This is a genomic window from Enterobacter cloacae complex sp. 2024EL-00227 (assembly GCF_043945315.1).
Classification (GTDB): Bacteria; Pseudomonadota; Gammaproteobacteria; order Enterobacterales; family Enterobacteriaceae; genus Enterobacter; species Enterobacter roggenkampii.
The window spans coordinates 1-25,411 of record NZ_JBIMQP010000006.1; the positions used below are offsets into that span (position 1 = coordinate 1).

The 25,411-nt window shown below is 56.8% G+C and carries 23 protein-coding genes, 2 tRNA genes and 2 rRNA genes; 20 read left to right on the forward strand and 7 right to left on the reverse strand.

The window, feature by feature from the left end; all coding sequences use genetic code 11:
• The 4 genes from ACHH0Z_RS11980 to dkgB form a co-directional block, all read left to right on the forward strand.
• Positions 1-97 (forward strand): 23S ribosomal RNA (locus ACHH0Z_RS11980); the annotation flags it as partial.
• A gap of 73 nt (positions 98-170) precedes the next feature.
• Positions 171-286, forward strand: a 5S ribosomal RNA gene (rrf, locus tag ACHH0Z_RS11985).
• Positions 287-342: 56 nt separating this feature from the next.
• Positions 343-419 (forward strand) — tRNA-Asp (locus tag ACHH0Z_RS11990).
• A 160-nt stretch (positions 420-579) separates the two neighbouring features.
• Positions 580-1,383 (forward strand): 2,5-didehydrogluconate reductase DkgB, encoded by an 804-nt coding sequence (gene dkgB, locus ACHH0Z_RS11995; protein WP_045408079.1) that lies wholly within the window; start codon positions 580-582, stop codon positions 1,381-1,383.
• Positions 1,384-1,412: 29 nt separating this feature from the next.
• Here dkgB and yafC read toward each other — a convergent pair whose 3' ends face one another.
• Complete coding sequence (gene yafC / locus ACHH0Z_RS12000; protein WP_021242864.1) at positions 1,413-2,318, reverse strand: DNA-binding transcriptional regulator YafC; 906 nt, start codon at positions 2,316-2,318, stop codon at positions 1,413-1,415.
• A gap of 104 nt (positions 2,319-2,422) precedes the next feature.
• Here yafC and ACHH0Z_RS12005 point away from each other — a divergent pair, with 104 nt between their 5' ends.
• The 3 genes from ACHH0Z_RS12005 to ACHH0Z_RS12015 all read left to right on the forward strand — a co-directional run bounded on the left by ACHH0Z_RS12005 (position 2,423) and on the right by ACHH0Z_RS12015 (position 5,385).
• Positions 2,423-3,598, forward strand: a complete 1,176-nt coding sequence (locus tag ACHH0Z_RS12005) for an MFS transporter (protein ID WP_395149537.1) — start codon at positions 2,423-2,425, stop codon at positions 3,596-3,598.
• Between the two features lie 136 nt (positions 3,599-3,734).
• Complete coding sequence (locus ACHH0Z_RS12010) at positions 3,735-4,535, forward strand: endonuclease/exonuclease/phosphatase family protein (RefSeq protein ID WP_025912579.1); 801 nt, start codon at positions 3,735-3,737, stop codon at positions 4,533-4,535.
• A gap of 76 nt (positions 4,536-4,611) precedes the next feature.
• Complete coding sequence (locus ACHH0Z_RS12015; protein ID WP_045408072.1) at positions 4,612-5,385, forward strand: class I SAM-dependent methyltransferase; 774 nt, start codon at positions 4,612-4,614, stop codon at positions 5,383-5,385.
• Positions 5,386-5,437: 52 nt separating this feature from the next.
• On the opposite strand, the gene mltD is transcribed toward ACHH0Z_RS12015, so the two are convergent.
• Together mltD and gloB are read right to left on the reverse strand one after the other, a co-directional pair.
• A complete protein-coding gene (mltD, locus tag ACHH0Z_RS12020; RefSeq protein WP_023293221.1) occupies positions 5,438-6,802 on the reverse strand; it encodes a murein transglycosylase D in 1,365 nt (454 codons plus the stop codon).
• Positions 6,803-6,870: 68 nt separating this feature from the next.
• Positions 6,871-7,629, reverse strand: a complete 759-nt coding sequence (gene gloB / locus ACHH0Z_RS12025) for a hydroxyacylglutathione hydrolase (protein WP_045408068.1) — start codon at positions 7,627-7,629, stop codon at positions 6,871-6,873.
• A gap of 32 nt (positions 7,630-7,661) precedes the next feature.
• On the opposite strand from gloB, the gene ACHH0Z_RS12030 reads away from it, so the two are divergent.
• On the forward strand, positions 7,662-8,378 hold the full coding sequence (locus ACHH0Z_RS12030; protein WP_008500277.1) for a class I SAM-dependent methyltransferase: 717 nt from the start codon (positions 7,662-7,664) through the stop codon (positions 8,376-8,378).
• Here ACHH0Z_RS12030 and rnhA read toward each other — a convergent pair whose 3' ends face one another.
• Entirely contained in the window at positions 8,379-8,846 is a 468-nt protein-coding gene (gene rnhA, locus ACHH0Z_RS12035) for a ribonuclease HI (RefSeq protein ID WP_008500276.1), read from the reverse strand.
• A 64-nt stretch (positions 8,847-8,910) separates the two neighbouring features.
• Between rnhA and dnaQ the strand changes: the two genes are divergently transcribed.
• The 9 genes from dnaQ (at position 8,911) to ACHH0Z_RS12080 (ending at position 18,012) form a co-directional block, all read left to right on the forward strand.
• A complete protein-coding gene (gene dnaQ, locus ACHH0Z_RS12040) occupies positions 8,911-9,642 on the forward strand; it encodes a DNA polymerase III subunit epsilon (protein ID WP_025912581.1) in 732 nt (243 codons plus the stop codon).
• A 132-nt stretch (positions 9,643-9,774) separates the two neighbouring features.
• Positions 9,775-9,851, forward strand: a tRNA-Asp gene (locus tag ACHH0Z_RS12045).
• Between the two features lie 386 nt (positions 9,852-10,237).
• Positions 10,238-10,957, forward strand: a complete 720-nt coding sequence (locus ACHH0Z_RS12050; RefSeq protein WP_021242871.1) for a FadR/GntR family transcriptional regulator — start codon at positions 10,238-10,240, stop codon at positions 10,955-10,957.
• Positions 10,954-11,967: an ABC transporter ATP-binding protein gene (locus ACHH0Z_RS12055; RefSeq protein WP_045408065.1), complete on the forward strand. Its 1,014-nt coding sequence runs from the start codon at positions 10,954-10,956 to the stop codon at positions 11,965-11,967. The genes ACHH0Z_RS12050 and ACHH0Z_RS12055 overlap by 4 nt, the downstream gene beginning before the upstream one ends.
• On the forward strand, positions 11,964-13,046 hold the full coding sequence (locus ACHH0Z_RS12060; RefSeq protein ID WP_045408062.1) for an ABC transporter ATP-binding protein: 1,083 nt from the start codon (positions 11,964-11,966) through the stop codon (positions 13,044-13,046). The genes ACHH0Z_RS12055 and ACHH0Z_RS12060 overlap by 4 nt, the downstream gene beginning before the upstream one ends.
• Positions 13,047-13,048: 2 nt before the next feature.
• Positions 13,049-14,563, forward strand: a complete 1,515-nt coding sequence (locus ACHH0Z_RS12065) for an ABC transporter substrate-binding protein (protein WP_186436487.1) — start codon at positions 13,049-13,051, stop codon at positions 14,561-14,563.
• Between the two features lie 18 nt (positions 14,564-14,581).
• A complete protein-coding gene (locus ACHH0Z_RS12070) occupies positions 14,582-15,523 on the forward strand; it encodes an ABC transporter permease (RefSeq protein WP_008500268.1) in 942 nt (313 codons plus the stop codon).
• Between the two features lie 2 nt (positions 15,524-15,525).
• Positions 15,526-16,401, forward strand: a complete 876-nt coding sequence (locus ACHH0Z_RS12075; RefSeq protein ID WP_032654781.1) for an ABC transporter permease — start codon at positions 15,526-15,528, stop codon at positions 16,399-16,401.
• 9 nt (positions 16,402-16,410) lie between these two features.
• Complete coding sequence (locus ACHH0Z_RS12080; RefSeq protein WP_045408055.1) at positions 16,411-18,012, forward strand: gamma-glutamyltransferase family protein; 1,602 nt, start codon at positions 16,411-16,413, stop codon at positions 18,010-18,012.
• 85 nt (positions 18,013-18,097) lie between these two features.
• Here ACHH0Z_RS12080 and ACHH0Z_RS12085 read toward each other — a convergent pair whose 3' ends face one another.
• Both ACHH0Z_RS12085 and fadE read right to left on the reverse strand, forming a co-directional pair.
• On the reverse strand, positions 18,098-18,868 hold the full coding sequence (locus ACHH0Z_RS12085) for an amidohydrolase (protein WP_045408052.1): 771 nt from the start codon (positions 18,866-18,868) through the stop codon (positions 18,098-18,100).
• 110 nt (positions 18,869-18,978) lie between these two features.
• Positions 18,979-21,423: an acyl-CoA dehydrogenase FadE gene (fadE, locus tag ACHH0Z_RS12090; RefSeq protein ID WP_045408050.1), complete on the reverse strand. Its 2,445-nt coding sequence runs from the start codon at positions 21,421-21,423 to the stop codon at positions 18,979-18,981.
• A 239-nt stretch (positions 21,424-21,662) separates the two neighbouring features.
• Between fadE and lpcA the strand changes: the two genes are divergently transcribed.
• On the forward strand, positions 21,663-22,241 hold the full coding sequence (lpcA, locus tag ACHH0Z_RS12095; RefSeq protein WP_395149538.1) for a D-sedoheptulose 7-phosphate isomerase: 579 nt from the start codon (positions 21,663-21,665) through the stop codon (positions 22,239-22,241).
• A gap of 48 nt (positions 22,242-22,289) precedes the next feature.
• Positions 22,290-23,057 (forward strand): class II glutamine amidotransferase, encoded by a 768-nt coding sequence (locus ACHH0Z_RS12100; RefSeq protein WP_008500262.1) that lies wholly within the window; start codon positions 22,290-22,292, stop codon positions 23,055-23,057.
• Here ACHH0Z_RS12100 and dpaA read toward each other — a convergent pair.
• The gene (gene dpaA / locus ACHH0Z_RS12105; protein WP_008500261.1) at positions 23,028-23,768 is read right to left on the reverse strand and encodes a peptidoglycan meso-diaminopimelic acid protein amidase; all 741 of its coding nucleotides are present in this window, start codon (positions 23,766-23,768) and stop codon (positions 23,028-23,030) included. The genes ACHH0Z_RS12100 and dpaA overlap by 30 nt on opposite strands.
• 298 nt (positions 23,769-24,066) lie before the next feature.
• On the opposite strand from dpaA, the gene ACHH0Z_RS12110 reads away from it, so the two are divergent.
• The gene (locus ACHH0Z_RS12110; protein WP_045408048.1) at positions 24,067-25,410 is read left to right on the forward strand and encodes a Na(+)-translocating NADH-quinone reductase subunit A; all 1,344 of its coding nucleotides are present in this window, start codon (positions 24,067-24,069) and stop codon (positions 25,408-25,410) included.
• Position 25,411 lies beyond the last annotated feature (1 nt).

The window sequence follows — 25,411 nt, forward strand, 5'->3', positions numbered from 1 at the left end:
GAAGGAACGTTGAAGACGACGACGTTGATAGGTCGGGTGTGTAAGCGCAGCGATGCGTTGAGCTAACCGATACTAATGAACCGTGAGGCTTAACCTTACAACGCCGAAGATGTTTTGGCGAAGAGACGAACAATCAAATTTCAGCTTTGATACAGATTTAACAGAATTTGCCTGGCGGCTTTAGCGCGGTGGTCCCACCTGACCCCATGCCGAACTCAGAAGTGAAACGCCGTAGCGCCGATGGTAGTGTGGGGTCTCCCCATGTGAGAGTAGGGAACTGCCAGGCATCAAATTTAGTAGTAAGCCGGTGCATTAATCCGGTGGTTACAAGCAGTCTTCGGTGGAGCGGTAGTTCAGTCGGTTAGAATACCTGCCTGTCACGCAGGGGGTCGCGGGTTCGAGTCCCGTCCGTTCCGCCACTTATTAAAAGCCCTGAGCTAACGCTCAGGGCTTTTTTCTTATCTGACGTTTAATTATTGCGAAATCAGCAAAAATCCTCTGCATTTTGCGATCTTTTTCTCTATAACACCGCCAGCGATAATCGTCCTCAGTTTACGAACATAATGATTGAGGAATAGTATGACTCTCCCTGCATTTGGTCTGGGCACTTTCCGCCTGAAAGACGACGTTGTTATCGCATCAGTTAAAACCGCACTCGAACTGGGCTATCGTGCTGTTGATACGGCGCAGATCTATGAAAACGAAGCTGCCGTTGGACAAGCTCTCGAAGAGAGCGGTGTACCGCGTAATGAGCTGTTTATTACCACGAAAATCTGGATTGAGAATCTCAGCAAAGACAAGCTGATCCCAAGCCTGAAAGAGAGCCTGAAAAAACTGCGTACTGACTACGTGGATCTGACGCTGGTCCACTGGCCATCACCGAACGATGCCGTCTCTGTGGAAGAATTCATGCAGGCGCTGCTGGAAGCGAAAAAACAGGGCTTAACGCGTGAAATTGGGATCTCCAACTTCACTATCCCGCTGATGGAAAAGGCCATTGCTGCTGTTGGCGCAGAAAATATTGCGACCAACCAGATTGAGCTCTCTCCATATCTGCAAAACCGCAAAGTGGTGGACTGGGCAAAACAGCATGGGATCCACATCACCTCATACATGACGCTGGCCTACGGTAAGGCGCTGAAAGATGAGGTGATTATCCGTATCGCCGAGAAGCATAATGCGACGGCTGCGCAGGTAATACTGGCTTGGGCAATGGGTGAAGGGTATGCCGTGATCCCATCATCCACTAAGCGTGAAAACCTGGCGAGCAACCTATTAGCAACGGATCTTCATCTGGATACTGACGATAAAAAAGCGATCGCAGCACTGGAGTGCAACGATCGCCTGGTCAGCCCGGAAGGCTTAGCGCCAAACTGGGATTAAGTTTGACCCACCCTCTGTAACCTGAACCCTCACACAGCTCCTCCGGGAGCTGTTTTTATATGTTCACTCAGAAAATCGATAAAGGCACGAATGCGCGTACTCACCGCTCTGTCGCTGTAATACACCGCGCTAAAAGGCATTTCAACTGGCAGGCGTTTATCGGCCATCAATTCCACCAGTTCACCCCGCGCAATCTCCTTATCAATCATATAGTCAGACAAACAGGCGATACCGTTGCCTTCAAGACACAATTGCTTCAGCGTCTCCCCGCTGTTGGACGACAACCCGCAGGTGATCTCATGCAACTGACCGTCAGGGCAGGCGACGGGCCAGGTATTTAGCGAAACGGGTTCCGTGAAGCCCAGGCACAAATGCTGTTTCAACTCCTCAACCGTCTCCGGTTTGCCATGTTCAGCAATATACTGTGGCGACGCGATAATTTTACGGTAGCTGGCAAACAGCGGGCGGGCCCGCAGGCTTGAATCGGTCAGCGTTCCGGCCCGGATCGCCACATCTACCTTTCGCTCGATGAGGTTAATAAACGTCTCGGACGAGACCAGAGAGAGCGTCATCTCCGGATAGCGTTCACGGAAAGGTTTGATTAGCGGCATCAGAAAGTGCAGCACAACCGGCGTGGCTGCATCAATGCGCAGTAACCCACGCGGCGTGCTGCGGGTCTCCATAATCTCGGTCTCTGCTGCGGCCATCTCCTGCAGTACCGACTGCACGCGGCGAAAATAACGCTCACCTTCCTCCGTCAGGCTCAGCTGCCGCGTCGTTCGGTTGAGCAGACTCACCCCAAGCTTCATCTCCAGCTTTTTTACCGAGCGGCTGATGGCTGAGTTAGCCTGTCCCAGCTGTTCGGCAGCGCGGCTAAAGCTGCCGCTTTCAACCACGGCGACAAAGATTGTCAGCTCTTCTGACGTTGCTTTCATTGTTGCACCACCCGCAAAATTCTATTGAGATTTTGACCATTTTTGTTATTTAAGCACTGGCGCATACTGCCTGTCATCTTAATCCTGATGATACGGAGTATTTTATGCCACTGGCGCTACTTGCCCTGACGATCAGTGCCTTCGCAATTGGCACGACCGAATTTGTTATCGTGGGACTGGTTCCCACCATTGCTAACCAGCTTGCGATCTCGCTGCCCTCCGCCGGATTGCTGGTGTCTATCTATGCCCTGGGCGTTGCCGTCGGTGCGCCAGTCCTGACGGCCCTGACCGGACGTTTCCCGCGTAAGCAGCTGTTAGTTGCACTGATGGTGCTGTTCACTGCTGGCAACATTCTGGCCTGGCAGGCGCCGGACTACACTACGCTGGTCATCGCTCGGCTGTTGACCGGCCTTGCACAGGGGGTGTTCTTCTCGATTGGTTCTACTATTGCAACCAGCCTGGTACCCAAAGAGAAAGCGGCATCCGCCATTGCGATCATGTTCGGTGGGTTGACCGTTGCACTCGTTACGGGCGTACCGTTGGGCACGTTTATCGGACAACACTTCGGCTGGCGTGAAACGTTCCTGGCCGTCTCCCTACTGGGCGTCATTGCCCTGGTGACCAGCCTGCTGCTGGTGCCGTCGAATATTCCAGGCCGGGCCAGCGCTAGCTTGAGCGATCAGCTGAAGGTACTTACGCATCCGCGTTTGCTGATCATCTACGCGGTTACGGCGCTGGGCTATGGTGGCGTATTCACTGCTTTTACCTTCCTGGCACCGATGATGCAGGACCTGGCGGGCTTCTCTCCCAACGCCGTAAGCTGGATCTTGCTGGGGTACGGTATTTCCGTTGCGATTGGCAATATCTGGGGCGGCAAGCTTGCGGATAAGCATGGTGCGGTGCCGGCGCTGAAATTCATCTTCGCCGCGCTGGTTGTTCTGCTGATGATTTTCCAGTTCACCGCCTCGATACAGTACGCCGCGCTGGTCACGGTACTGGTCATGGGGATCTTCGCTTTTGGTAATGTGCCAGGGCTTCAGGTCTACGTTGTACAGAAAGCCGAGCTTTATACGCCAAATGCGGTGGACGTGGCATCGGGGCTGAACATTGCCGCATTTAATATTGGTATTGCGCTGGGTTCAATTATTGGCGGACAAACCGTCGAGCACTTCGGATTGACCCAGACCCCGTGGATTGGCGCGGTGATTGTCCTGATCGCCTTCCTGCTGATTGGCCTGAGCGGACGTCTGGATAAGCCAGCCCGCGTTGCGCTGGGGTAACATCAGTAAGCGCTGGCTTACAAAACTGGAAAGCGGTTTCTCAGAAATTGCGTTGAAAGTGTGACCTAAAGTCCCTATAACATTAGAACCAGTCCGTTTTCCGGACTGGTTCATGTTACAGAGGCTGTTTCCAAAAGTGCGAAAAAATACCTATGCCATGCGTTATGTTGCCGGAATGCCCGCGGAGAGGATCTTGCCTCCGGGGTCGTTTGCGAGCATCAGTCAGGCATTACCCGCCGGCACACCGTTAAGCAGCGATGAAAAAATCCGCGTACTGGTGTGGAATATCTTTAAGCAGCAGCGTGCGGAGTGGTTATCGGTACTCAAGAATTTTGGCAAAGATGCCCATCTGGTTCTGCTCCAGGAGGCGCAAACCACCCCTGAGCTGGTCCGGTTTGCCACCACTCACTATCTTGCCGCCGACCAGGTACCTGCCTTTGTTCTGCCTCAGCACCCCTCGGGGGTGATGACGCTTTCAGCAGCACATCCGGTCTATTGTTGTCCATTGCGCGAACGCGAGCCTATCCTGCGTCTGGCGAAATCGGCGCTGGTGACGGTCTATCCACTGCCGGATACCCGTATGCTGATGGTCGTGAATATCCACGCGGTAAACTTCAGCCTGGGCGTGGATGTTTATAGTAAGCAGTTACTTCCGATCGGCGATCAGATTGCGCATCACAGTGGGCCGATCATTATGGCCGGCGATTTCAATGCCTGGAGCCGCCCGCGCATGAATGCGCTGTACCGCTTTGCGCGCGAAATGTCGCTGCGTGAAGTCCGTTTTAGCGATGACCAGCGCAAAAAAGCCTTTGGTCGTCCTCTCGATTTTGTCTTCTACCGTGGTTTAAGCGTGCACGACGCCTCTGTGCTGGTGACGCGGGCCTCCGATCATAACCCTCTACTAGTCGAATTCAGTCCCGGCAAACCTGATAAATAATGGTGTGTCAGGTCTGCCGTGGGGCAGACCTGCGCGGGTGCTGCCCTTCTATTTTTAACCCACAAAGGACAGTACGATGAGAACAACACACTCCCATCATGACAACGTAGAAAAACAGTTTGGTTCTCAGGCAAATGCCTATCTGAGCAGCGCCGTGCACGCTTCAGGTCGCGATCTGGTACGTCTCGGTGAACGTCTGTCGGCATTCCCGCAGGCGCACGTACTGGATTTAGGCTGCGGGGCAGGGCATGCCAGCTTCACGGCTGCGCAGCAGGTGGCGCACGTAACCGCATATGACTTATCCAGCCAGATGCTGGAGGTGGTTGCTGAAGCGGCGAAAGCGAAGGGGCTGGACAACATTGATACGCGTCAGGGCTATGCCGAATCCTTACCTTTTGATGATGCCTCGTTTGAGGTGGTGATCAGCCGTTATTCCGCGCACCACTGGCATGATGTTGGCCAGGCATTACGCGAAGTCAAGCGCATTCTGAAGCCGGGTGGCATCTTCATTATTATGGATGTCATGTCGCCTGGTCATCCGGTACGTAATATCTGGCTGCAGACGGTGGAAGCGCTGCGCGACACCTCCCATGTGCAAAACTACGCCAGCGGAGAGTGGTTATCGCTGATCACGGAAGCGGGGCTGATCGCGCGTTCGTTAATCACAGACCGTTTACCGCTGGAGTTTAGCTCGTGGATTGCGCGTATGCGCACCCCGGAAGCATTAAGCCAGGCTATCAGGCTGTATCAGGAGAGTGCGTCGGCAGAGGTGAAGGCGTACTTTGAACTGCAGGACGATGGTTCATTTACCAGCGATACCATCATGGCGGAAGCGCAAAAAGCGGGATAAACAAAAAAGGCACCGAGGGGAATCGGTGCCTTTTTATCTTTCGGTCGTGTAATCAGGAGTCTGGCGTCGCGCTGTTCTTCACAAACAGCGTCAGCTGGTCGCCCGGTTTCAGATTGTCAGTATCGTTGTTCCAGCGCATCACATCTTTGATGTTCACGCCGTGACGTTTTGCGATACTGGACAGCGAATCACCCTTGCGCACGCGATAGGTAATGCTATCGCTGTTGCTGGCGAGACGCTGTGCGCTGCTACCTGCACCCACCGTCAGAGTTTGACCCACTTTCAGGCCTGAACTGCGCAGGTTATTCCACTGCTGCAGATCTTTCGCATTCACGCCAAGACGTGACGCAATGCCCGAAAGCGTATCACCTGAACGAACCTTATAGCTGCGGCTGTTAACTGATGATGCATCCGCGATCAGCGTTGACTGAACGGCGGCGATTTCACCCGAAGCTAAAGACTCACGTAACTGCTCAGCATGTTTCTGCGGAACCATTACATACTGCGGGCCACTCGCCCCCAGCGTTGAGCCTTTAACGCCAGCATTAAAGGTTTTCAATTTACTTACCGACATACCCGTCATATCAGCAACCTGTTGAATATCAACCGGATTGCTGAGGCGAACACGCGCCAGTGCACGACTTTCGTCTGGTGTTGGCAGTTGTACACCGTAACGCTTGCTGTTCTTGAGAATATCGCTCAAAGCCAGCATTTTCGGTACGTAAATCTTTGTTTCCTGTGGCAGTGAGAGCGACCAAAAATCGGTGGATTTACCCCGTGCTTTATTCGCTTTCATTGCCTTCAGTACACGACCTTCGCCGCTATTGTACGCTGCGACCGTTAACAGCCAGTCGCCGTCAAACATCTTGTTCAGACGTTGCATCATGTCGAGAGCGGCTGTCGTTGAAGCGACAACATCGCGACGCGCATCATAGTTGCGGGTCTGTTTCAGACCATAGTTTCGCCCGGTGCTCGGAATGATCTGCCAAATGCCTGCGGCATTGGCGCCAGACGTCGCGTGTGGGTCAAAAGCGCTCTCCACTATGGGTAGGAGTACCAGCTCCATAGGCATGTTACGTTTCTTAACTTGCCCGGCTATCCAGTACATATACGGCTCTGCCCGTAACGTTACATCGTGGAGATAGCTCTTATTACTTAAATACTTCTGTTTCTGTTCGCGAATCCGGCTGTTTTCCGGAATTCCCATCTTTAGCTCGTCGCCAATAGAGGTCCACAAGTCTTGCTCCTGCGCGAAAGATGTCCCATCGTCCATCCAGCGCGCCGAACTTGTAAACTTCCCTGCTTCCCCTTGACCAGCTGCAGAAAGGCTCTGTGCGTGCTGTTGTACGTTGCTGCCGTTCTGCGACTGGCAACCTACAAGCAGGACAGAGGCGAGTAATATCGCTTTTGCCTTCATGTGTGTGTCAATAGTTGCTTAAAAGACGAGCGATGATAACGGCGAATTTTTGAAAAGGCAACCAGCAATTATCTGAAGTTATCTTTCTTTGACCTTAACCATGCAAATCGCTGTTCTGGTTGTTGCAAATTTGTTTCTTGGTTAATTTTGCTAATTAAATCAATATCATCTGTTCGCAAAAATAAATTAATTTGGCGCTCGTTTTTCAGAATTACGGGGAGTGTGTTTTGGTTTTTTGCACGTAACTCCTTCACTTTGTGATAATAATCCTGAATCGCCCGATCCTCAGGCAACAGGCTGACGGAAAACTTCATATTCCCTAATGTATACTCATGCGCGCAACAAATAACGGTGTCATCGGGTAATGCGTTAATCTTCTGTAAAGACTGATACATTTGCGCTGGTGTGCCTTCAAACAGCCTTCCGCAGCCCCCTGAGAACAGCGTGTCACCGCAAAAAAGATAAGGCTTACTGTAGAAACACAGATGTCCCAAAGTGTGACCCGGTGTGGCAAATACGGAAAACTCCCACTCGCGTATGAGGATTTTTTCGCCTTCTTCGACTACTTGCGTAACACCCTTATCTTGTGCCTCTGACGGTCCGTAAACCACAACATGCGGAAAATGGGTACGCAGTTCAGGTACACCGCCCGTATGATCGTTATGGTGATGCGTCAACAGAATGGCTTCCGGCTGCCAGCCGTTCTCTTCTATTGCGCGCAGTACGGGGGCGGATTCTCCGGGATCGACAATGACGCATCGACGTTCATCGTCAACCAAAACCCAGATGTAATTGTCCTCAAAAGCAGAAATACTGATAAGATTCATACATTACCTCTTATAGCGTGGCGGGTGTGTTGATGAAACCGGCAAGGATACCTCAGACTGTCGCAGCACCGGAACGTTGGGCGGAACTGCCCTGGGGTGAATACTATCGCGAGGCGTTAGAGCAACAGCTGAAGCCCTGGCTCGCGAAAATGTATGGCTTTCACCTGCTTAAGATTGGCAATCTCAGCGCGGAAATCAATACCGAAAGCTGCGCTATCTCGCATCAGGTGAACGTCTCTCTCGGCGGATCGCCGGTTCAGGTGAAAGCAGACCCGTTACATCTGCCGTTTGCGGAAAAATCCGTTGATGCGTGTTTGCTCGCACATACGTTACCCTGGTGCAGCGATCCGCACCGTCTGCTTCGCGAAGCCGATCGCGTGCTGATTGATGACGGCTGGCTGGTGCTGAGCGGATTCAACCCGCTGAGCCTGATGGGCCTGCGAAAGCTGGTACCGGTGCTGCGCCGGACGCCGCCTTACAACAGCCGGATGTTCACCATGATGCGCCAGCTCGACTGGCTGTCACTGCTTAACTTCGAAGTGCTCTGCTACGGCGGTTTTCAGGTGCTGCCCTGGGCGCGGCAGGGGGGCGTCTTGTTGAGCACGCATTTGCCTGCCTTAGGCTGCATGCAGTTTATCGTCGCGCGTAAGCGAACCATTCCCCTTACGCTTAATCCCATGAAGCAGAGCAAATCGAAAACACCGATCCGCCAGACCGTTGGCGCCACGCGGCAGTACAGAAAGCCCTGATCAGGATTCAGGCTGATAGCCCGCGTCCTCATGCGCAGGGTTAGCGGCTGCCGCACGCGCCAGTTCGTCACAGCGTTCGTTTTCCGGATGACCGGCATGCCCTTTAACCCACTCCCACTTGATCTGGTGCTGGCCCAGGGCGGCATCAAGCCGTTTCCAGAGATCGACGTTCTTGACCGGTTTCTTATCGGCAGTCTTCCAGCCGCGTTTTTTCCAGTTATGGATCCACTGGGTAATTCCCTGACGAACGTACTGGCTGTCGGTACTTAACACCACGTCACAATGTTCTTTTAGTGCCTCCAGCGCCACAATGGCCGCCATGAGCTCCATCCGGTTGTTGGTGGTCAGAAAATAGCCTTCGCTAAAAGTTTTTTCATGCTGGCGATAACGCATAATCGCGCCGTAGCCGCCGGGACCCGGGTTGCCGAGACAAGATCCATCGGTGAAAATTTCTACCTGTTTACGCATCTCTGGTAGACTTCCTGTATTTGAAACGTTCAGTTAAACGATAAGTCTGACATAAATGACCGCTATGAGCACTGCAATTACTCGCCAGATCGTCCTCGATACCGAAACCACCGGTATGAACCAGATCGGCGCGCACTACGAAGGGCATAAGATCATTGAGATCGGTGCCGTTGAAGTGGTGAACCGTCGCCTTACGGGGAACAACTTCCACGTCTATCTCAAGCCCGATCGGCTGGTGGATCCCGAAGCGTTCGGCGTTCACGGTATTGCCGATGAGTTCTTGCTGGATAAGCCGACGTTTGCGGACGTGGCTGACGAATTCCTGGAATACATCAGGGGCGCTGAGCTTGTTATCCATAACGCCTCGTTCGATATCGGCTTTATGGATTATGAATTCAGCAAGCTTAACCGTGATATCCCGAAGACGAACACCTTCTGTAAGGTGACAGACAGTCTGGCGCTGGCGAGGAAAATGTTCCCCGGCAAGCGTAACAGCCTGGATGCACTTTGTTCGCGCTACGAGATAGATAATACCAAACGAACGCTCCACGGGGCGTTGCTCGATGCCCAGATCCTCGCCGATGTCTATCTGACGATGACCGGTGGGCAGACGTCTATGAAGTTCAGTATGGAAAATGAGTCGCAGCAAACGCAGGGCGAAGCGGGTATTCAGCGTGTCGTCCGTCAGGCAAGCCGGCTGCGGGTTGTTTTAGCCAGTGATGAAGAGCTGCTTAACCACGAATCCCGTCTTGATCTGGTGCAGAAGAAGGGCGGCAGCTGCCTGTGGCGTGCCTGAAAAAACGCCGGAATGCCTGTAAAATCATCGTTTGGGCGATTTTTGCAGCAAACGATTCAAAACGCGAGAAAAAGCGTTGACGAGATCGGAGGCGCACCGTAATATGCGCCTCGTTCCCCAAACGGGAACAGTGGAGCGGTAGTTCAGTCGGTTAGAATACCTGCCTGTCACGCAGGGGGTCGCGGGTTCGAGTCCCGTCCGTTCCGCCACTATTCAGAAGGCCTGAATCAGAAATGATTCAGGCCTTCGTCGTTTCAGCCAGCTGTGATTCCATTCCCTCTCTTCTGACTTGTAGTTAACAAAAAGTTAATATCAATAGTGCAATTAATTAACAATTGCACATCATTAGTGCATTCTTTGCACTGTTGTTGTGCATTTTTCCACCGACGGCTATTCAGGCACGAGTCAGATTGTGTCTCTCTGTAAAAAAGAATTCATACAGAATCATCTGCTTATAACCCGCTATGCAAAAAATTACTGAACCAATTGCAGATTGGTTTGGTTATTGCTTAATCATTAGCACGATAAGCGTCATTCCATATCAATAACTTATCGTTAATAAAAATAAAGCAATGATGAAAGCGAGCGAACCAATATGGAAAAACCGTCACGGTTTCTGGCCAATTCCAGCACCGCGCTTGAACAGCTGCGCGGGCTAATCAACCAGCACGAGTCAACACCAGGCACTCCGCTGCCCACGGAACGTGAGCTGTCGGACACACTCGGCGTAGGACGACGTGAAGTGCGTCGCGCGCTGGACGTGCTGGAAGAAGAGGGGCGCATCTGGCGTAAGCAGGGCAAAGGGACCTTTATCGGCCCGGCTGCACCCGTTGAACCGCTGGCCCTTCAGGGATTGGTTCAGCAAACCAACCTTCTGGAAGTGATGGAAGCTCGTCTGCAGCTCGAACCCGGCTTAGCCCGGCTTGCGGCACTGCGTGCCACCAGGGAAAACCTTGCGCTCATGCAGCGCATGCTGGAACGCATCGACAAAGTCAGCCCGGATGACCGCGATCTCAACGAACTGTGGGATAGCGCCTTTCACCGCGCCATTGCGGAAGCGGCTGGTAATCGCCTGATGCTCGGCCTGTTTGATGCCATTGATGCCGTGCGGCGTGAACCGGGCTGGCAGCATCTGCGCGAGCTGGCACGCACCCCCGAGCGTGTCGATAGCTATAACGACCACCATCACAAGATCATGGCTGCCATTATCCATCGCCAGCCTAACGAGGCCGCGACCGCGATGCGCGAACACCTGCTCAGCCTGCAAACCGCCCTGATTCAGGCGATCCACCTCGAGGACGACTTCACGCCATGACGACAATCCCCTTCAAGGACGCCACGCCCGTATTGCAAGTAAAAAACCTCAACGTTACGTTCGCGGGCTCGCCGGTAAGCGTGCTTGACGGTATCTCGTTGACCGTCAGGGCGGGCGAAACGCTGGCGCTGGTGGGAGAATCCGGCTGTGGGAAAAGTATCACCTCCCTGGCGCTGATGGGGTTACTGCCCGCCAGCGCACGGATCGTCAGCGGGGAGATGCAGTTTCGTCGCCACGATCTGCGCAAGCTCTCGCCGCGGGAATATGCCGATCTGCGCGGTAGCGAGCTGGCGATGATTTTCCAGGAGCCGATGACCTCGCTCAATCCGGCGTTTACGCTGGGCGATCAGCTGAGCGAGGCGGTTATGCGTCATCAGGACGTCTCGCGCGCAGAGGCGATGAAGATCGCGCTGCAGATCCTCGAGAAAGTGCAGATTCCGGCAGCAGAGATGCGATTGAAAGCCTATCCCCACCAGCTTTCCGGCGGCATGCGCCAGCGCGTGATGATTGCCATGGCGCTGATCAATCATCCTAAATTATTGATTGCCGACGAGCCGACCACCGCGCTCGACGTCACCATCCAGGCGCAAATCCTCGCCTTGCTCAACACCTTGAAAGAGGAAACCGGCACGGCGGTGCTGATGATCACCCACGATTTAGGCGTGGTGGCCGAAGTGGCGCAGCAGGTGGCGGTGATGTATGCCGGACAGGTGATAGAGCAGGGGAGCGTCGAGGCGATATTTGCCGACCCGCAGCACCCGTACACCATCGGCCTGATGGGCTCGATCCCTTCGCTGGGGGCACGCAAAGGCCCGCTTTCCACTATTCCCGGAACGGTCCCGCTCCCGGAGTCCATGCCGAAAGGTTGCCGTTTCGCGACGCGCTGCCCGTTTGCACAGTCGCGCTGTCATGATGAAAAACCGCCGCTCGCCACGCTCGGCGCGGGCCATCAGGTCGCCTGCTTCCGCGTGCCGCTCGAACACCACATTGCCCTGGGAGAGACCGCATGACCACGCCCATTCTTGAAGCCCGGGACCTCAGCAAGCTTTTCCCCGGTCCGAAAAAACTCTTTTCCCCGGCCCGGTTCGTCACGGCGGTCGATCGCGTGTCGCTTGCCGTCATGCCGGGCGAAACGCTGGCGATTGTCGGCGAGTCCGGTTCCGGAAAATCCACGCTTGGCCGCCTGCTGCTGCGCCTGCTGGCCGCCAGCGAAGGGCGCGTGTTTTATCAGGGGGAAGAGATCACCCACGCCTCGGGCGCGCGGCTCAATCAGCTCCGCCGCGAGCTGCAGATCATCTTCCAGGATCCCTTCGCCTCCCTGAACCCGCGCATGACGGTGGAGCAGATCGTCGGTGAGCCGCTGTGGCTGCACCAGAACATGAAGAAAGGGGACCGGCAGTACCGCGTTGCCGAACTGCTTAAGACCGTGGGCCTGCCCGCCGCCTGGGCCGGGCGCTACCCGCACGAGTTTTCCGGCGGGCAGCGCCAGCGTATCGGCATTGCGCGCGCGCTGGCCTCAGGACCAAAGCTGCTGCTGGGCGATGAGCCGGTATCCGCGCTGGATGTGTCGGTGCAGGCGCAGGTGGTCAATTTACTGGAAAGCCTGAAGCACCAGCTGGGGCTGACGATGGTGATTGTCGCCCACGGTCTGGCTGTTATTCGCCATATGAGCGACCGCGTGGCGGTCATGTACCTCGGGCAAATCGTCGAGCTTGCCAGCGTCGATGAGATCTTTGACGCACCGCTGCACCCCTATACCCAGGCGCTGATCGCCTCGGCGCCGCAGATGCAGCCGGGCGCTGAACGCGACGCGCCGCTGCTGCAGGGGGACTTACCGAACCCGGCCAGTCCGCCGTCCGGCTGCCGTTTCCACACCCGCTGCCCGTACGTCACTGACGAATGCCGTCAGGTCGAGCCGATTAATCAGGTGCTCGACGGCGGGCGTCAGGTTGCCTGTCATCGCTGGCAGGAGATCAACCGCGATCGCAGCGTTATCCAGATCGCACCGCCATCCGCTGCTTTTCTGCGCCGCCGCGCGCTGTTTGAACACGCGGCCACCCACTCGTCCCTTCCTTCAAGGAACTCATGATAATGACAATGCGTAATTCTCTTTTGACCGTACTGGGAAGTGTTATGTTGCTTGGCGCGGCGCTGCCCGCCCATTCTGAAAGCGTGCTGCGTATTGGCCTGGGGGCTGACCCGGACATGCTCGACCCGCATCTGGCGCGCACCTACTATGGCCGCTTCGTCTTTGCCGCCCTGTGCGACAGGCTGGTGGATGTGGATGAAAACCTGAAGGTCGTCCCCGGTCTGGCCAAAGACTGGGCGTGGAGTGACGACGGTAAAACCCTGACGCTCAACCTGCGCGAAGGCGTGACCTTCCATGACGGTGAGAAATTCGATGCCGCCGCGGCAAAATACAACCTCGACCGCGCCCTGACCTTAAAAGGCTCCCTGCGTAAAAGCGAGATCTCCTCCGTTGAATCGGTCGAGGTCACCGGTCCGATGCAGATTGCCCTGCACCTGAAAACGCCGGATGCGGCACTGCTGATGCAGCTCACCGACCGCGCGGGCGCGATGATGGCCCCTGAAGCGGCAAAAAAGCCTGACTTTGCCGCCCATCCGGTCTGTTCCGGCCCGTATAAATTCGACAGCCGCGTGTCCCAGGACCGCATCGTTCTGACCCGCTTCGACAACTACTGGAACAAAGACGCCTACCACTTCGACAAAATTATCTATCTGCCGATCCCGGATGCCTCCGTGCGCCTCGCGAACCTGCGCGCGGGCGATCTTGATCTGACCGAAGGCATCGCCGCCAGCGATGTTAAAACCGTCGAAGCCGACAGCAAGCTGGCGCTGGCGAAGGTGACCGGTCTGGGCTATCAGGGCATCACTTTCAACATCAATAACGGCAAGGTGCCCGCCAACGATCCGTTCAAGGACGCTCGAGTACGCGAGGCGTTTTCTCAGGCCATCGACCGCGATGCGCTAAACCAGGTGGTCTTTGAAGGGTTGTATACGCCAGCCAACCAGGCGTTTTCCACGGTGAGTCCGTATCACGTCAACCTGCCGGTCCCGCCGCGTGACGTCGATAAAGCCAAAGCCCTGCTCAAAGCGGCAGGCGTCACCGCGCCGCTGACCGTCAACCTGCTGGTGCCGAACAACCCAACCTCGCAGCAGGTGGGGCAGGTGCTGCAGGCGATGGTCGCCGAGGCGGGCTTTAACCTGAACCTGCAGATGACCGAATTCGCCACGCTGCTGGACCGCCAGCAGAGCGGGGACTATCAGCTGAGCTTCTCCGGCTGGTCGGGGCGCCCGGATCCGGACGGCAGCATCTACGGCTTTATCAACAGCAAAGGCACCCTGAACGACGGCCGCTACAGCAACGCGCAGGTCGATGAGTGGCTGACCCAGGCGCGCCAGAGTACCGACCAGGCCGCGCGCCAGCCGCTGTACGACAAGGTGGTGAAGCAGCTGCAAACCGACATGCCGATTGCCTACCTCTACTTCGAGCCGCGCATTTTTGGCCTGAACAAAAGCGTGCAGGGCTTTAAGCCGTACCCGGACGGCATCGTGCGTCTGGCCGGTTTGACGCTGGCGAAATAAACGTCCTGAGGAGAACCCATGCTGGAACTGATTTGCAAACGTCTGCTGCTGGCCGTCCCGACGCTATTGCTGGTGAGCATGATGGTGTTCGGGCTGCAAAAGCTGCTGCCCGGCGACCCGCTGATCGCCATGGCCGGGGAGGAGCGCGATCCGGCCGTCATCGCCCAGCTGCGCGCAGAGCTGAACCTCGATGCGCCGATCCCCGTGCAGTATTTCCACTGGCTGACGCGCGCGCTGCAGGGCGATCTGGGCGTCTCCTTACGCACGCATGAACCGGTGACGCAGCTGATCGCCAGCAAGCTGCCGGTTACGCTGGAGCTGTCGCTGCTGGCGATGATTATCGCGCTGGTGTTTGGCATCAGCATGGGGATCCTCGCGGCGGTGAACAAAAACAGCTGGGTCGATCACGGGGCGAACTTCGTGGCGATCTCGGGGATCTCGATCCCGCACTTCTGGCTGGGGATCCTGCTGATTCTGGTCTTTTCGGTGAACCTGCAGTGGCTGCCTGCCTCCGGCTACGTGCCGTTCAGTGAAGATCCGCTCCAGAACCTGCGCACGCTGCTGCTGCCCGCGTCCGTGCTCGGAACGGGGCTCGCGGCAACGCTGATGCGCCACACCCGCGCCTCGATGATTGCGGTACTGAAGGCGGACTACATCCGCACCGCGCGGGCGAAAGGGCTGCTGCCGAAGGCGGTGATCCTGAAGCACGCGTTCCGCAACGCGCTGGTGCCGGTGATCACCCTCACCACGCTGCTGTTTGGCGAACTGCTGGGCGGCGCGGTGCTGACCGAGCAGGTGTTCACCATTCCGGGCTTCGGCAAGATGATCGTCGATTCAGTATTTAACCGTGATTACGCGGTGGTGCAGGGCGTGGTGCTGATCGTCGCCATCGGCTTCCTGATGCTCAACCTGCTGGCCGACGTGCTTTACGTCCTTATCAACCCGAAAATGCGAGGCTAACGATGGCGGAAATGACGACCCAAACCGTTGTGCCCGCACTGCCGCGGGCGCAAAACCGGGTATTGAAAAAATTCCTCGCCAATAAAAGCGCGGTCATTGGCGCGGCAGTGGTGGGATTCTTTGTGCTGGTGGCTCTGCTGGCGCCGTGGATCGCCCCGTTCGACCCGGTCAAAGCCAACTTCCTGGCGGTGCGCAAAGCGCCGTCGGCGATGTACTGGTTCGGCACCGACGAGCTGGGGCGAGACATCCTATCCCGCATTATCTGGGGGGCGCGCACCTCGCTGATGGCGGGCTGTATGTCTGTGGTGATTGCCGTGGTTATCGGCGTACCGCTGGGGCTGGTGGCGGGTTACTTCCAGAAGATGTGGGACGGCGTCATCTCGCGCGTGATCGAGGCGCTGCTGGCCTGCCCGTTCCTGATCATGGCGATCGCGCTGGGGGCGTTTTTGGGCCCGAGCCTGACGAACGCGATGATCGCCATCGGCCTTTCCGCGATGCCGATCTTCGCCCGCCTGACGCGCGGCCAGGTGATCGCCATTCGCAACGAAGAGTACATCGACGGCGCGAGGGCAATTGGCCTGCCGGATCGCTGGATCATCATCAAATACGTTCTGCCCAACGTGATGTCGCCGATTCTGGTGCAGGCCACGCTGGCGATTGCCTCGGCGATAATCGCTGAAGCCAGCCTGTCGTTTTTGGGGCTGGGACAGCAGCCGCCCAATCCGTCCTGGGGCTCCATGCTCAACACCGCCAAAGGTTTTCTCGAGCAGGCCCCGTGGATGTCCATTTTCCCCGGCGTGGCGATTTTCCTTGCCGTGCAGGGCTTTAATTTACTCGGCGACGGGCTGCGCGATGCGCTCGATCCGCGCCACGACTAAGGAGTCATGATGACCAAAGCGCTAGATTTTACGTCCGGTTACGCTTCACGCCGTCCGCCGATGCTGGGCCATAACGCCGTTGCGACGTCTCAGCCGCTGGCGGCGCAGGCGGGAATGAAGATGCTGCAGCTGGGGGGAAATGCCGTGGATGCCGCCATTGCCGCCGCGATGGCGCTGACGGTAGTCGAGCCGACCGGCAACGGGATCGGCAGCGACGCCTTTGCTATCGTCTGGGACGGTGAAAAGCTGCACGGCCTGAACGCCTCAGGTCGTTCGCCTGCGAGCTGGCACGCGGATCTGTTTGCCGGAAAAACCGCGGTACCCGAAATCGGCTGGGACGCGGTAACCGTGCCGGGGGCGGTATCCGGCTGGGTCGCCCTGGCGGAACGCTTCGGAACGCTGCCGTTGACCACCCTGGCGCAGCCTGCCATTGACTACGCGCGCAACGGCTTCCCGGTCTCCCCGCTGATTGGGCATCTCTGGCAGCGCGGCTATAACAAGCTGAAAGATCAGCCGGGCTTCAGCGCCTGTTTCGCCCCGGAAGGCCGCGCCCCGCGCGTGGGGGAGATCTTCCGTAACCCGGCGCAGGCGAACTCGCTTGAGCTGATTGCCCGCACCAACGGCGACGCCTTTTACCGCGGCGAGCTGGCGCAGAAAATTGCCGCCTTCGCCAAAGAACATGGCGCGCACCTGACGGCTGAGGACCTGGCCAACCATCGCGTGGACTGGGTAGAGCTGCTGTCGCGCGACTTCGCGGGCGGTTCGGTGCAGGAGCTCCCGCCTAACGGTCAGGGGATCGCCACGCTGATCGCGCTCGGCATTCTTGAGCAGTGCGGCATTGAGAAGCATCATCCGGATTCCGTGCAGTCTCTGCATCTCTCCATTGAGGCGATGAAGCTGGCGCTGGCGGATCTCGACCGCTACGTGGCGGACGAAGAGCACATGGCGTTCGCGGCAAAAGAGCTGCTGAGCGACCATTATCTGAAGTCGCGTGCGGCGCTGATCAACCACGACAGCGCATCTGATTTTGTCTACGGTTCCCCGACGCAGAGCGGCACGGTCTACATCAGCACCGCGGACGCCAGCGGGATGATGGTCTCGTTTATTCAGTCCAACTATATGGGCTTCGGTTCAGGCATTGTGGTGCCGGATACCGGGATCAGCCTGCAAAACCGGGGCTGCGGCTTTGTGCTGGATCCGAAGCACCCGAACGCGCTGGCGGGCAGCAAGCGCCCGTTCCACACCATCATTCCGGGCTTTGCGATGGACGGCAACGGCCAGCCGCTGATGTCCTTCGGCGTGATGGGCGGCCCGATGCAGGCGCAGGGGCACATGCAGATGGCGCTGCGCATCATACTGCACGGGCAAAACCCGCAGGCGGCAATCGATGCGCCGCGCTGGCGCGTGGTGCAGGGCAGGGAGGTGATCGTTGAATCGACGTTCGATCGCAACACGATTGCCGCGCTGCGCGAGCGCGGGCATCAGATCGTGGTGGAAGATCCGCTTCAGGATTACAACTTCGGTGGTGCGCAGGTGATTTACCGCCTGCCGGAAGGACACTACGTGGCCGCGACGGAAAGCCGTAAAGACGGGCAGGCGCTGGTGAGTTAATTAACGCCCGGTGGCGCTGCGCTTACCGGGCCTACGTTGTGCTCTTTGTAGGCCGGGTAAGGCGTAGCCGCCACCCGGCTTTTATTCATCCAATGCTAAACGGATCCGCATCCTGCCATGCCGGAAACTTCTCCCGGTACTCCTTCAGCGCCGTTAACGATAATTCGGCATCAATGCGCGTCGCCTGATGCGGCTCGGCGGTGGCGATGATCTCGCCCTGCGGATTCACCACCCGGCTGTCGCCGCGATAGTGATGCCCGTTGCCGTCCGTCCCCACGCGGTTGCAGCCCACCACGTACGCCTGGTTCTCAATCGCGCGCGCCACGAGCAGCGACTGCCAGTGCAGGGAGCGCGGTGCAGGCCAGTTGGCAACATACAGCGCCAGGTCGTAATCGTTGCGGTTACGAGACCACACCGGGAAGCGCAGGTCGTAGCAGACCAGCGGCAGAATACGCCAGCCGCGCCATTCGAACACCACGCGCGCGTTACCGGCTTCATAGTGATGGTGCTCATCCGCCATACGGAACAGGTGGCGCTTGTCGTAGAAATGCACCTTTCCTTCCGGCTCGACCAGCAGGAAGCGGTTCACCGGGCCGCGCTCCGTTTGCAGCGCGGCGCTACCGGCAATCAGCGCGTTGGTCTGCTGCGCTTTGGCATGCATCCATGCAACCACCTCCTCCTGCGGCATTGACTGTTTTGCCGCTTCCATGGCGAAGCCCGTGGTGAACATTTCCGGCAGGACAATCACATCGCGCCCGGTAATGTCTTCGAGTTGACGATCGAAGTGGCGCAGGTTGGCGGGGCCATCCATCCACACTAAAGGTTGCTGCAAAATAGAAATCTTCAGACCAGGCACGATACAGACTCCTCAAACGACCACTTTTTTTGACACTGTAGCACGACACAACGAGAAAATGTGGCAATAAAAAACCCCGCGCGAGGCGGGGTTTAGGTAAGCGAAACGCGTTATGCCGCTTCAGGTTTGCGGTGCTTCTCCGGCAGCTTTACCGGCTGCGTCGCCAGCTCGTCCGGTTCGAAATCATCCACGTTAATGCTGCGCAGACGGCTCTCTTCGGCTTTCACCAGCAGAGCGGCCTCATCTTTACTGATAATGCCACCGGCCAGTGCCTGTTTTGCCAGTTCGTCCAGACGGGTAAACGGCAGGTTTTTGCCCAGCTGTTTACAGATCTTCTGGTGAATCGGATCGGCGGCCATCACGTCAAGCAGCGCCTCTTCCAGCAGACCCACCGGGTTATGCGGCGTCGGTGCCAGGTACTGACCGCGGCCGATGCGGGAACGGGTTGCGCTCGGAACCTGCAGGATCTTCGCCACTTTGTGGTCCAGCTTGTCGGACGGTGCCAGATGGTGACGACCGGTCGGGAAGATCACCACGCGCAGGGCGCCTGCCACGAAGCGGTTCGGGAAGTTTGCCAGCAGATCGTCAATCGCCTGTTCAGCCTGATACAACGCATCCTGTACGCCCCAGTGCACTAGCGGCAGATCCGCTTCCTGACGGCCTTCGTCGTCGTAACGTTTCAGGACCGCAGAGGCCAGGAAGATCTGGCTCAGCACATCGCCCAGACGGGCAGAGATACGTTCGCGACGCTTCAGGCTGCCGCCCAGTACCGCCATGGAAACGTCGGACAGCAGGGCCAGGTTGGCGCTCAGACGGTTCAGATGCTGATAATAACGTTTGGTTGCATCGCCGGTTGGCGTCGAACTGGTAAGACCGCGCGTCAGGCCCAGCCAGAAGCTGCGCACCTTGTTGCTGCCCACGTGACCGATATGTTTGAACAGCAGCTTATCGAAGGCATCCACGTCGTTGTTCTGCGCCGCGGCCATCTCTTCCAGCACGTATGGATGGCAGCGAATTGCGCCCTGACCGAAGATCATCATGCTGCGGGTCAGGATGTTTGCCCCTTCAACGGTGATGGCAATCGGTGCGCCCTGATAGCCGCGCGCCAGGAAGTTGCCTTCGCCGAGCATAATGCCTTTACCGCCCGCGATATCCATCGCGTCAATAATTGACTGCTGCGCGCGGTGGGTACAGTGGTACTTCACAATGGCGGACAGTACGGCCGGTTTTTCGCCCAGCATAATACCGTAGGTAATCAGCGTGGCGGCAGCGTCCATCACGTAGGCGTTGCCCGCGATACGCGCCAGCGGCTCTTCGATACCTTCCATCTTGCCGATGGAGATTTTGAACTGACGGCGGATGTGGGCGTAGGCACCAATCCCCATCGCCACCGACTTCAGACCGCCGGTTGAGTTCGACGGCAGGGTAATGCCGCGGCCCACCGACAGACATTCCACCAGCATACGCCAGCCCTGACCGGCCATTTTTGGACCACCGATGATGTAATCAATCGGCACAAAGATATCCTGGCCGCGGGTTGGACCGTTCTGGAACGGCACGTTCAGCGGGAAGTGACGCCGACCAATCTCGACGCCCGGGGTGGAGGTTGGGATCAGCGCACAGGTAATGCCCAGATCTTCTTCGCCGCCCAGCAGTCTTTCCGGGTCAGAGAGCTTAAAGGCCAGACCCAGCACGGTGGCGATAGGGGCCAGCGTGATATAACGCTTGTTCCAGGTCAGGCGCATGCCCAGCACCTGCTCGCCCTGCCACTCGCCCATGCAGACCACGCCGGTATCCGGAATCGCGCCCGCATCGGAGCCTGCTTCCGGGCTGGTCAGCGCGAAGCAAGGGATTTCCTGACCGCGAGCCAGACGCGGCAGGTAGTGATCTTTCTGCTCTTCGGTACCGTAATGCTGCAGCAGTTCGCCCGGGCCTAAGGAGTTAGGCACGCCAACGGTAATCGCCAGGATGCCGGAAACGCCTGCCAGCTTTTGCAGGACGCGAGCCTGAGCGTAGGCGGAGAACTCCAGACCGCCGTACTCTTTCTTAATGATCATCGCGAAGAAGCGATGCTCTTTCAGGTACGCCCACAGCTCTGGCGGCAGGTCGGCCATTTCATGGGTGATGGCAAAGTCGTTCGCCATACGGCAGGCTTCTTCTACCGGGCCGTCAATAAACGCCTGCTCTTCCGCGGTCAGACGCGGCTGCGGGTAGTTATGCAGCTTTTTCCAGTCCGGATTACCCTGGAACAGGTCGCCTTCCCACCAGGTGGTGCCCGCATCAATCGCTTCTTTTTCAGTACGCGACATGGGCGGCATCACCTTGCGGAAGCCTTTGAACACCGGTGCAGAGATCATTGATTTACGCATCGGGGCAAAGTTAAACGGCAGAAGGATGATGGCAAGAGGGACTAAAAGCCAGATAGTCCAGAGACCTGCGACGCCAAGCGCAGCCGTCCAGGCCAGAAGAATCAGGCTGCTCAGGAATAAACTTACGCGGTGATAGAACAACACACCGAGCAGAACAACGGTTGCGAGAATGCTCAAAATCATCATAAAGAAAAGCTCCCTTGCTTGTAGGAGGTCTGACCACTTGTGATGATATGGTTGTAGTTGATGTTATTTCCTTTAGCAATGTGTTTACAAAATAATTACAACCTGGTTCACATTGTTCGCGTTTTACCCGGCACGAAAAAGCAAAACGCCGGACGTTTCGCATGGCTTTAGCTTCTCGCTTTTCCCGCTATCCGGTACACTCCACTGTGTTATTTCATCAATACTGAAGGATTATCCTCATGTACCAGGATCTTATTCGTAACGAACTGAACGAAGCGGCGGAAACGCTGGCGAACTTTCTGAAAGATGATGCCAATATTCACGCTATTCAGCGCGCGGCGGTCCTGCTGGCCGACAGCTTCAAAGCGGGTGGCAAAGTGTTCTCCTGCGGTAACGGCGGCTCTCACTGTGACGCGATGCACTTCGCAGAAGAGCTGACCGGACGCTATCGCGAAAACCGTCCTGGCTACCCGGCGATTGCGATTTCCGACGTGAGCCACATCTCCTGCGTAGGCAACGACTTCGGTTACGACCACATCTTCTCCCGCTACGTTGAAGCCGTAGGCCGTGAAGGCGACGTGCTGCTGGGGATCTCTACCTCTGGCAACTCCGGTAACGTGATCAAAGCGATCGCCGCCGCGCGTGAAAAAGGGATGAAAGTCATCACCCTGACGGGCAAAGATGGCGGTAAGATGGACGGTACGGCGGATGTTGAAATTCGCGTTCCGCACTTCGGTTATGCTGACCGCATTCAGGAAATTCACATCAAAGTGATCCACATCCTGATCCAGCTGATCGAAAAAGAGATGGCTAAGTAAGACTTCGCTGGGGGGCGCCGGTGCCCCCCGCTGTTGTGGAGGTGATGTATGTGCGAACTGCTCGGGATGAGCGCCAATGTGCCAACCGATATCTGCTTTAGCTTCACCGGGCTGGTTCAGCGCGGTGGGGGAACCGGGCCGCATAAAGACGGCTGGGGCATCACCTTCTACGAAGGCAAAGGGTGTCGCACGTTCAAAGATCCACAGCCCAGCTTTAACTCACCGATTGCCAAACTGGTGCAGGACTATCCCATCAAGTCCCGCTCGGTGATCGCCCACATTCGCCAGGCCAACCGTGGCGAAGTGGCGCTGGAAAATACCCATCCGTTTACCCGGGAACTGTGGGGGCGTAACTGGACCTACGCGCACAACGGGCAACTCACGGGCTATAAGTCGCTGGAGACGGGCAATTTCCGCCCGGTAGGCGAAACCGACAGCGAAAAAGCCTTTTGCTGGCTGCTGCACAAGCTGACGGAGCGCTATCCCCGCACGCCAGGCAACATGGCTGCCGTGTTTAAATACATCGCAACGCTGGCGACCGAGCTACGTGAAAAAGGCGTGTTCAACATGCTGCTCTCTGACGGCCGCTATGTGATGGCGTTCTGCTCGACGAATTTGTTCTGGATCACCCGCCGTGCGCCGTTTGGCGTGGCAACGCTGCTCGATCAGGATGTGGAGATAGACTTTCAGAAGGAGACCACACCGAACGATGTGGTCACTGTTATTGCAACGCAGCCGCTGACGGGCAACGAAACCTGGCAAAAGATTATGCCAGGCGAGTGGGTGCTATTTTGTCTCGGGGACCGTGTAATTTGACGCCAGCTGTGGATGGACAACTTCGTGGCTCAGCGGCTTGCTGACCACGTAACGGCCATCCACAACCGAGACAACAGGCGGCTTGTGAGTCTGCTCGAAGTAGTCATAGCCGGGTTTCAGCTGTTTCCAGAAATCCGCGTAGTACGAATACTTGTGACGCGCCATGTTGGCATCCGTCATGCGGAACGGATAGATGCTGACCTGAACGTTTGGCTGACCAAAGACCAACGCGCCGGTGACAAACTGGAAAATCTCATCAATGCCGGAATCGGTCATCGCGTAGCAGCCGATAGACACGCAGGCACCGTGGATCATCAGGTATTTACCTTCATAACCGTGTGCACGGTCATAGGCATTCGGGAAACCGATATTGATGGCTTTATAGAAACGGCTGTCTGGTTTGAGCTGGCTACGCTGAACGTTGTAGAACCCTTCCGGACTTTTGAAATCGCCCTGACGCTGTTTTGGCCCTAATCCACCGGAGTAGTTACATATTTTGTAGCTATCAAGCAGCTGATACGTCTCACCCATTTTTACAAACAGATCGAGAGTGCGTTCTTCCTTGAAGATCTGAATATAAACCGGCGATCCCATTAACTGCTGTTTATATTCTTTGCTGATCGGCGTCGTTGAGCTATTACTGCTGAGCAGTCCGGCAAACGACATGCACGGAATCAGAAGCATCGCAATGAACAATGCGATTTTACGCATACTACTAGTTCCTTGATAAAACCATGACCAACTTGCCAGGACGGCAAAAGAGACCCGAAATCAGATTATTCTGTTAGGAGCGCTCACATTAGCACCGCTATAGATTTTCGCAAGAGCCGGGCGGTGAGTTTACAAATTAGTTTTACTTTATAAACCATCAAAATCGCGATGGCTCCAGGAACTTTGCGCATTAGCTCGCAATTTGGCGCGCGCGACGGCGGATTCGCTGCCCGCGAGAAGGGGAAAATGTTACACTTCGCGGCCACTGGATTGTTGTTCATGGAAACCTGCTAACCACATGTTTAAAATCAAAAAAGGACTTGATCTGCCGATTGCAGGCGTGCCCGCGCAGCACGTTTCGACAGGCGCAAGTGTCCGTCATGTCGCCATTGTGGGCGACGACTACCTGGGAATGCGTCCTTCGATGTTGGTACAGGAAGGCGATCGCGTGATCAAAGGCCAGGCGCTCTTTGAGGACAAAAAAAATCCCGGCGTGATGTTTACAGCCCCCGCGAGCGGCACCGTTGTGGCGATCAACCGTGGCGAACGGCGCGTTCTGCAGTCGGTGGTGATCCGCATTGAAGGCGATGAACAGCGTGAATTCGCCCGTTACGATGCCACAGACCTCGCGTCGCTGAGCCGTGAGGCTGTTCAGGCTCAGCTTCTGGCGTCCGGTTTATGGACCGCGCTTCGCACGCGTCCCTTCAGTAAATCCCCGGTTCCCGGCACGGAACCGGCCGCGATTTTCGTCACGGCAATGGATACCAATCCGCTCAGCGTGGATCCGCAGCCGGTTATCCTGGCACAGCGCAAAGCCTTTGATGCCGGGCTTACCGTTTTAACCCGTCTGACGTCGGGAAAAGTCCACGTTTGCCAGGCCGGTGGCGGCAAGCTTGGCGGTCATCCTCAGGGGCAGGTCACGTTTAATGAGTTTGCTGGCCCGCATCCGGCGGGTCTGGTCGGGACGCACATCCATTTCCTTGAGCCGGTGAGCCTGACGAAACAGGTCTGGCATCTTAATTATCAGGACGTCATCGCCATCGGTACGCTCTTCACCTCCGGAGAGCTGTGCGCGGAACGCACCATCGCCATCGGTGGGCCGCAGGCTGCAAACCCGCGTCTGGTGAAGACGCTGATTGGCGCGGATATCAATGAACTGCTGAACGAAGAAACCAAAGCAGGCGAAAACCGGCTGATTTCCGGTTCGGTCCTCAGTGGCCGCCATGCCGTGCAGGCGCACGCCTATCTGGGACGTTTCCATTTGCAGGTCAGCATTGTGCAGGAAGGCCGCGAGAAAGAGCTGTTCGGCTGGGTGCTGCCCGGTGCGGAAAAATACTCCGTCACCCGTACCACGCTGGGGCACTTCCTGCGTAATAAGCTGTTTAGCTTCTCGACCAGTACGCACGGCGGCGAGCGCGCTATGGTCCCGATTGGCAACTACGAGCGCGTCATGCCGCTGGATATTCTGCCGACCATGCTGTTGCGCGATCTGCTCGCCGGCGATACCGACAGCGCGCAGGCGCTGGGCTGTCTGGAACTGGACGAAGAAGATCTGGCGCTCTGTACCTATGTCTGTCCGGGAAAATACGAATATGGACCGGTATTGCGCGAGGTGTTAACCCGCATTGAGCAGGAAGGATAAC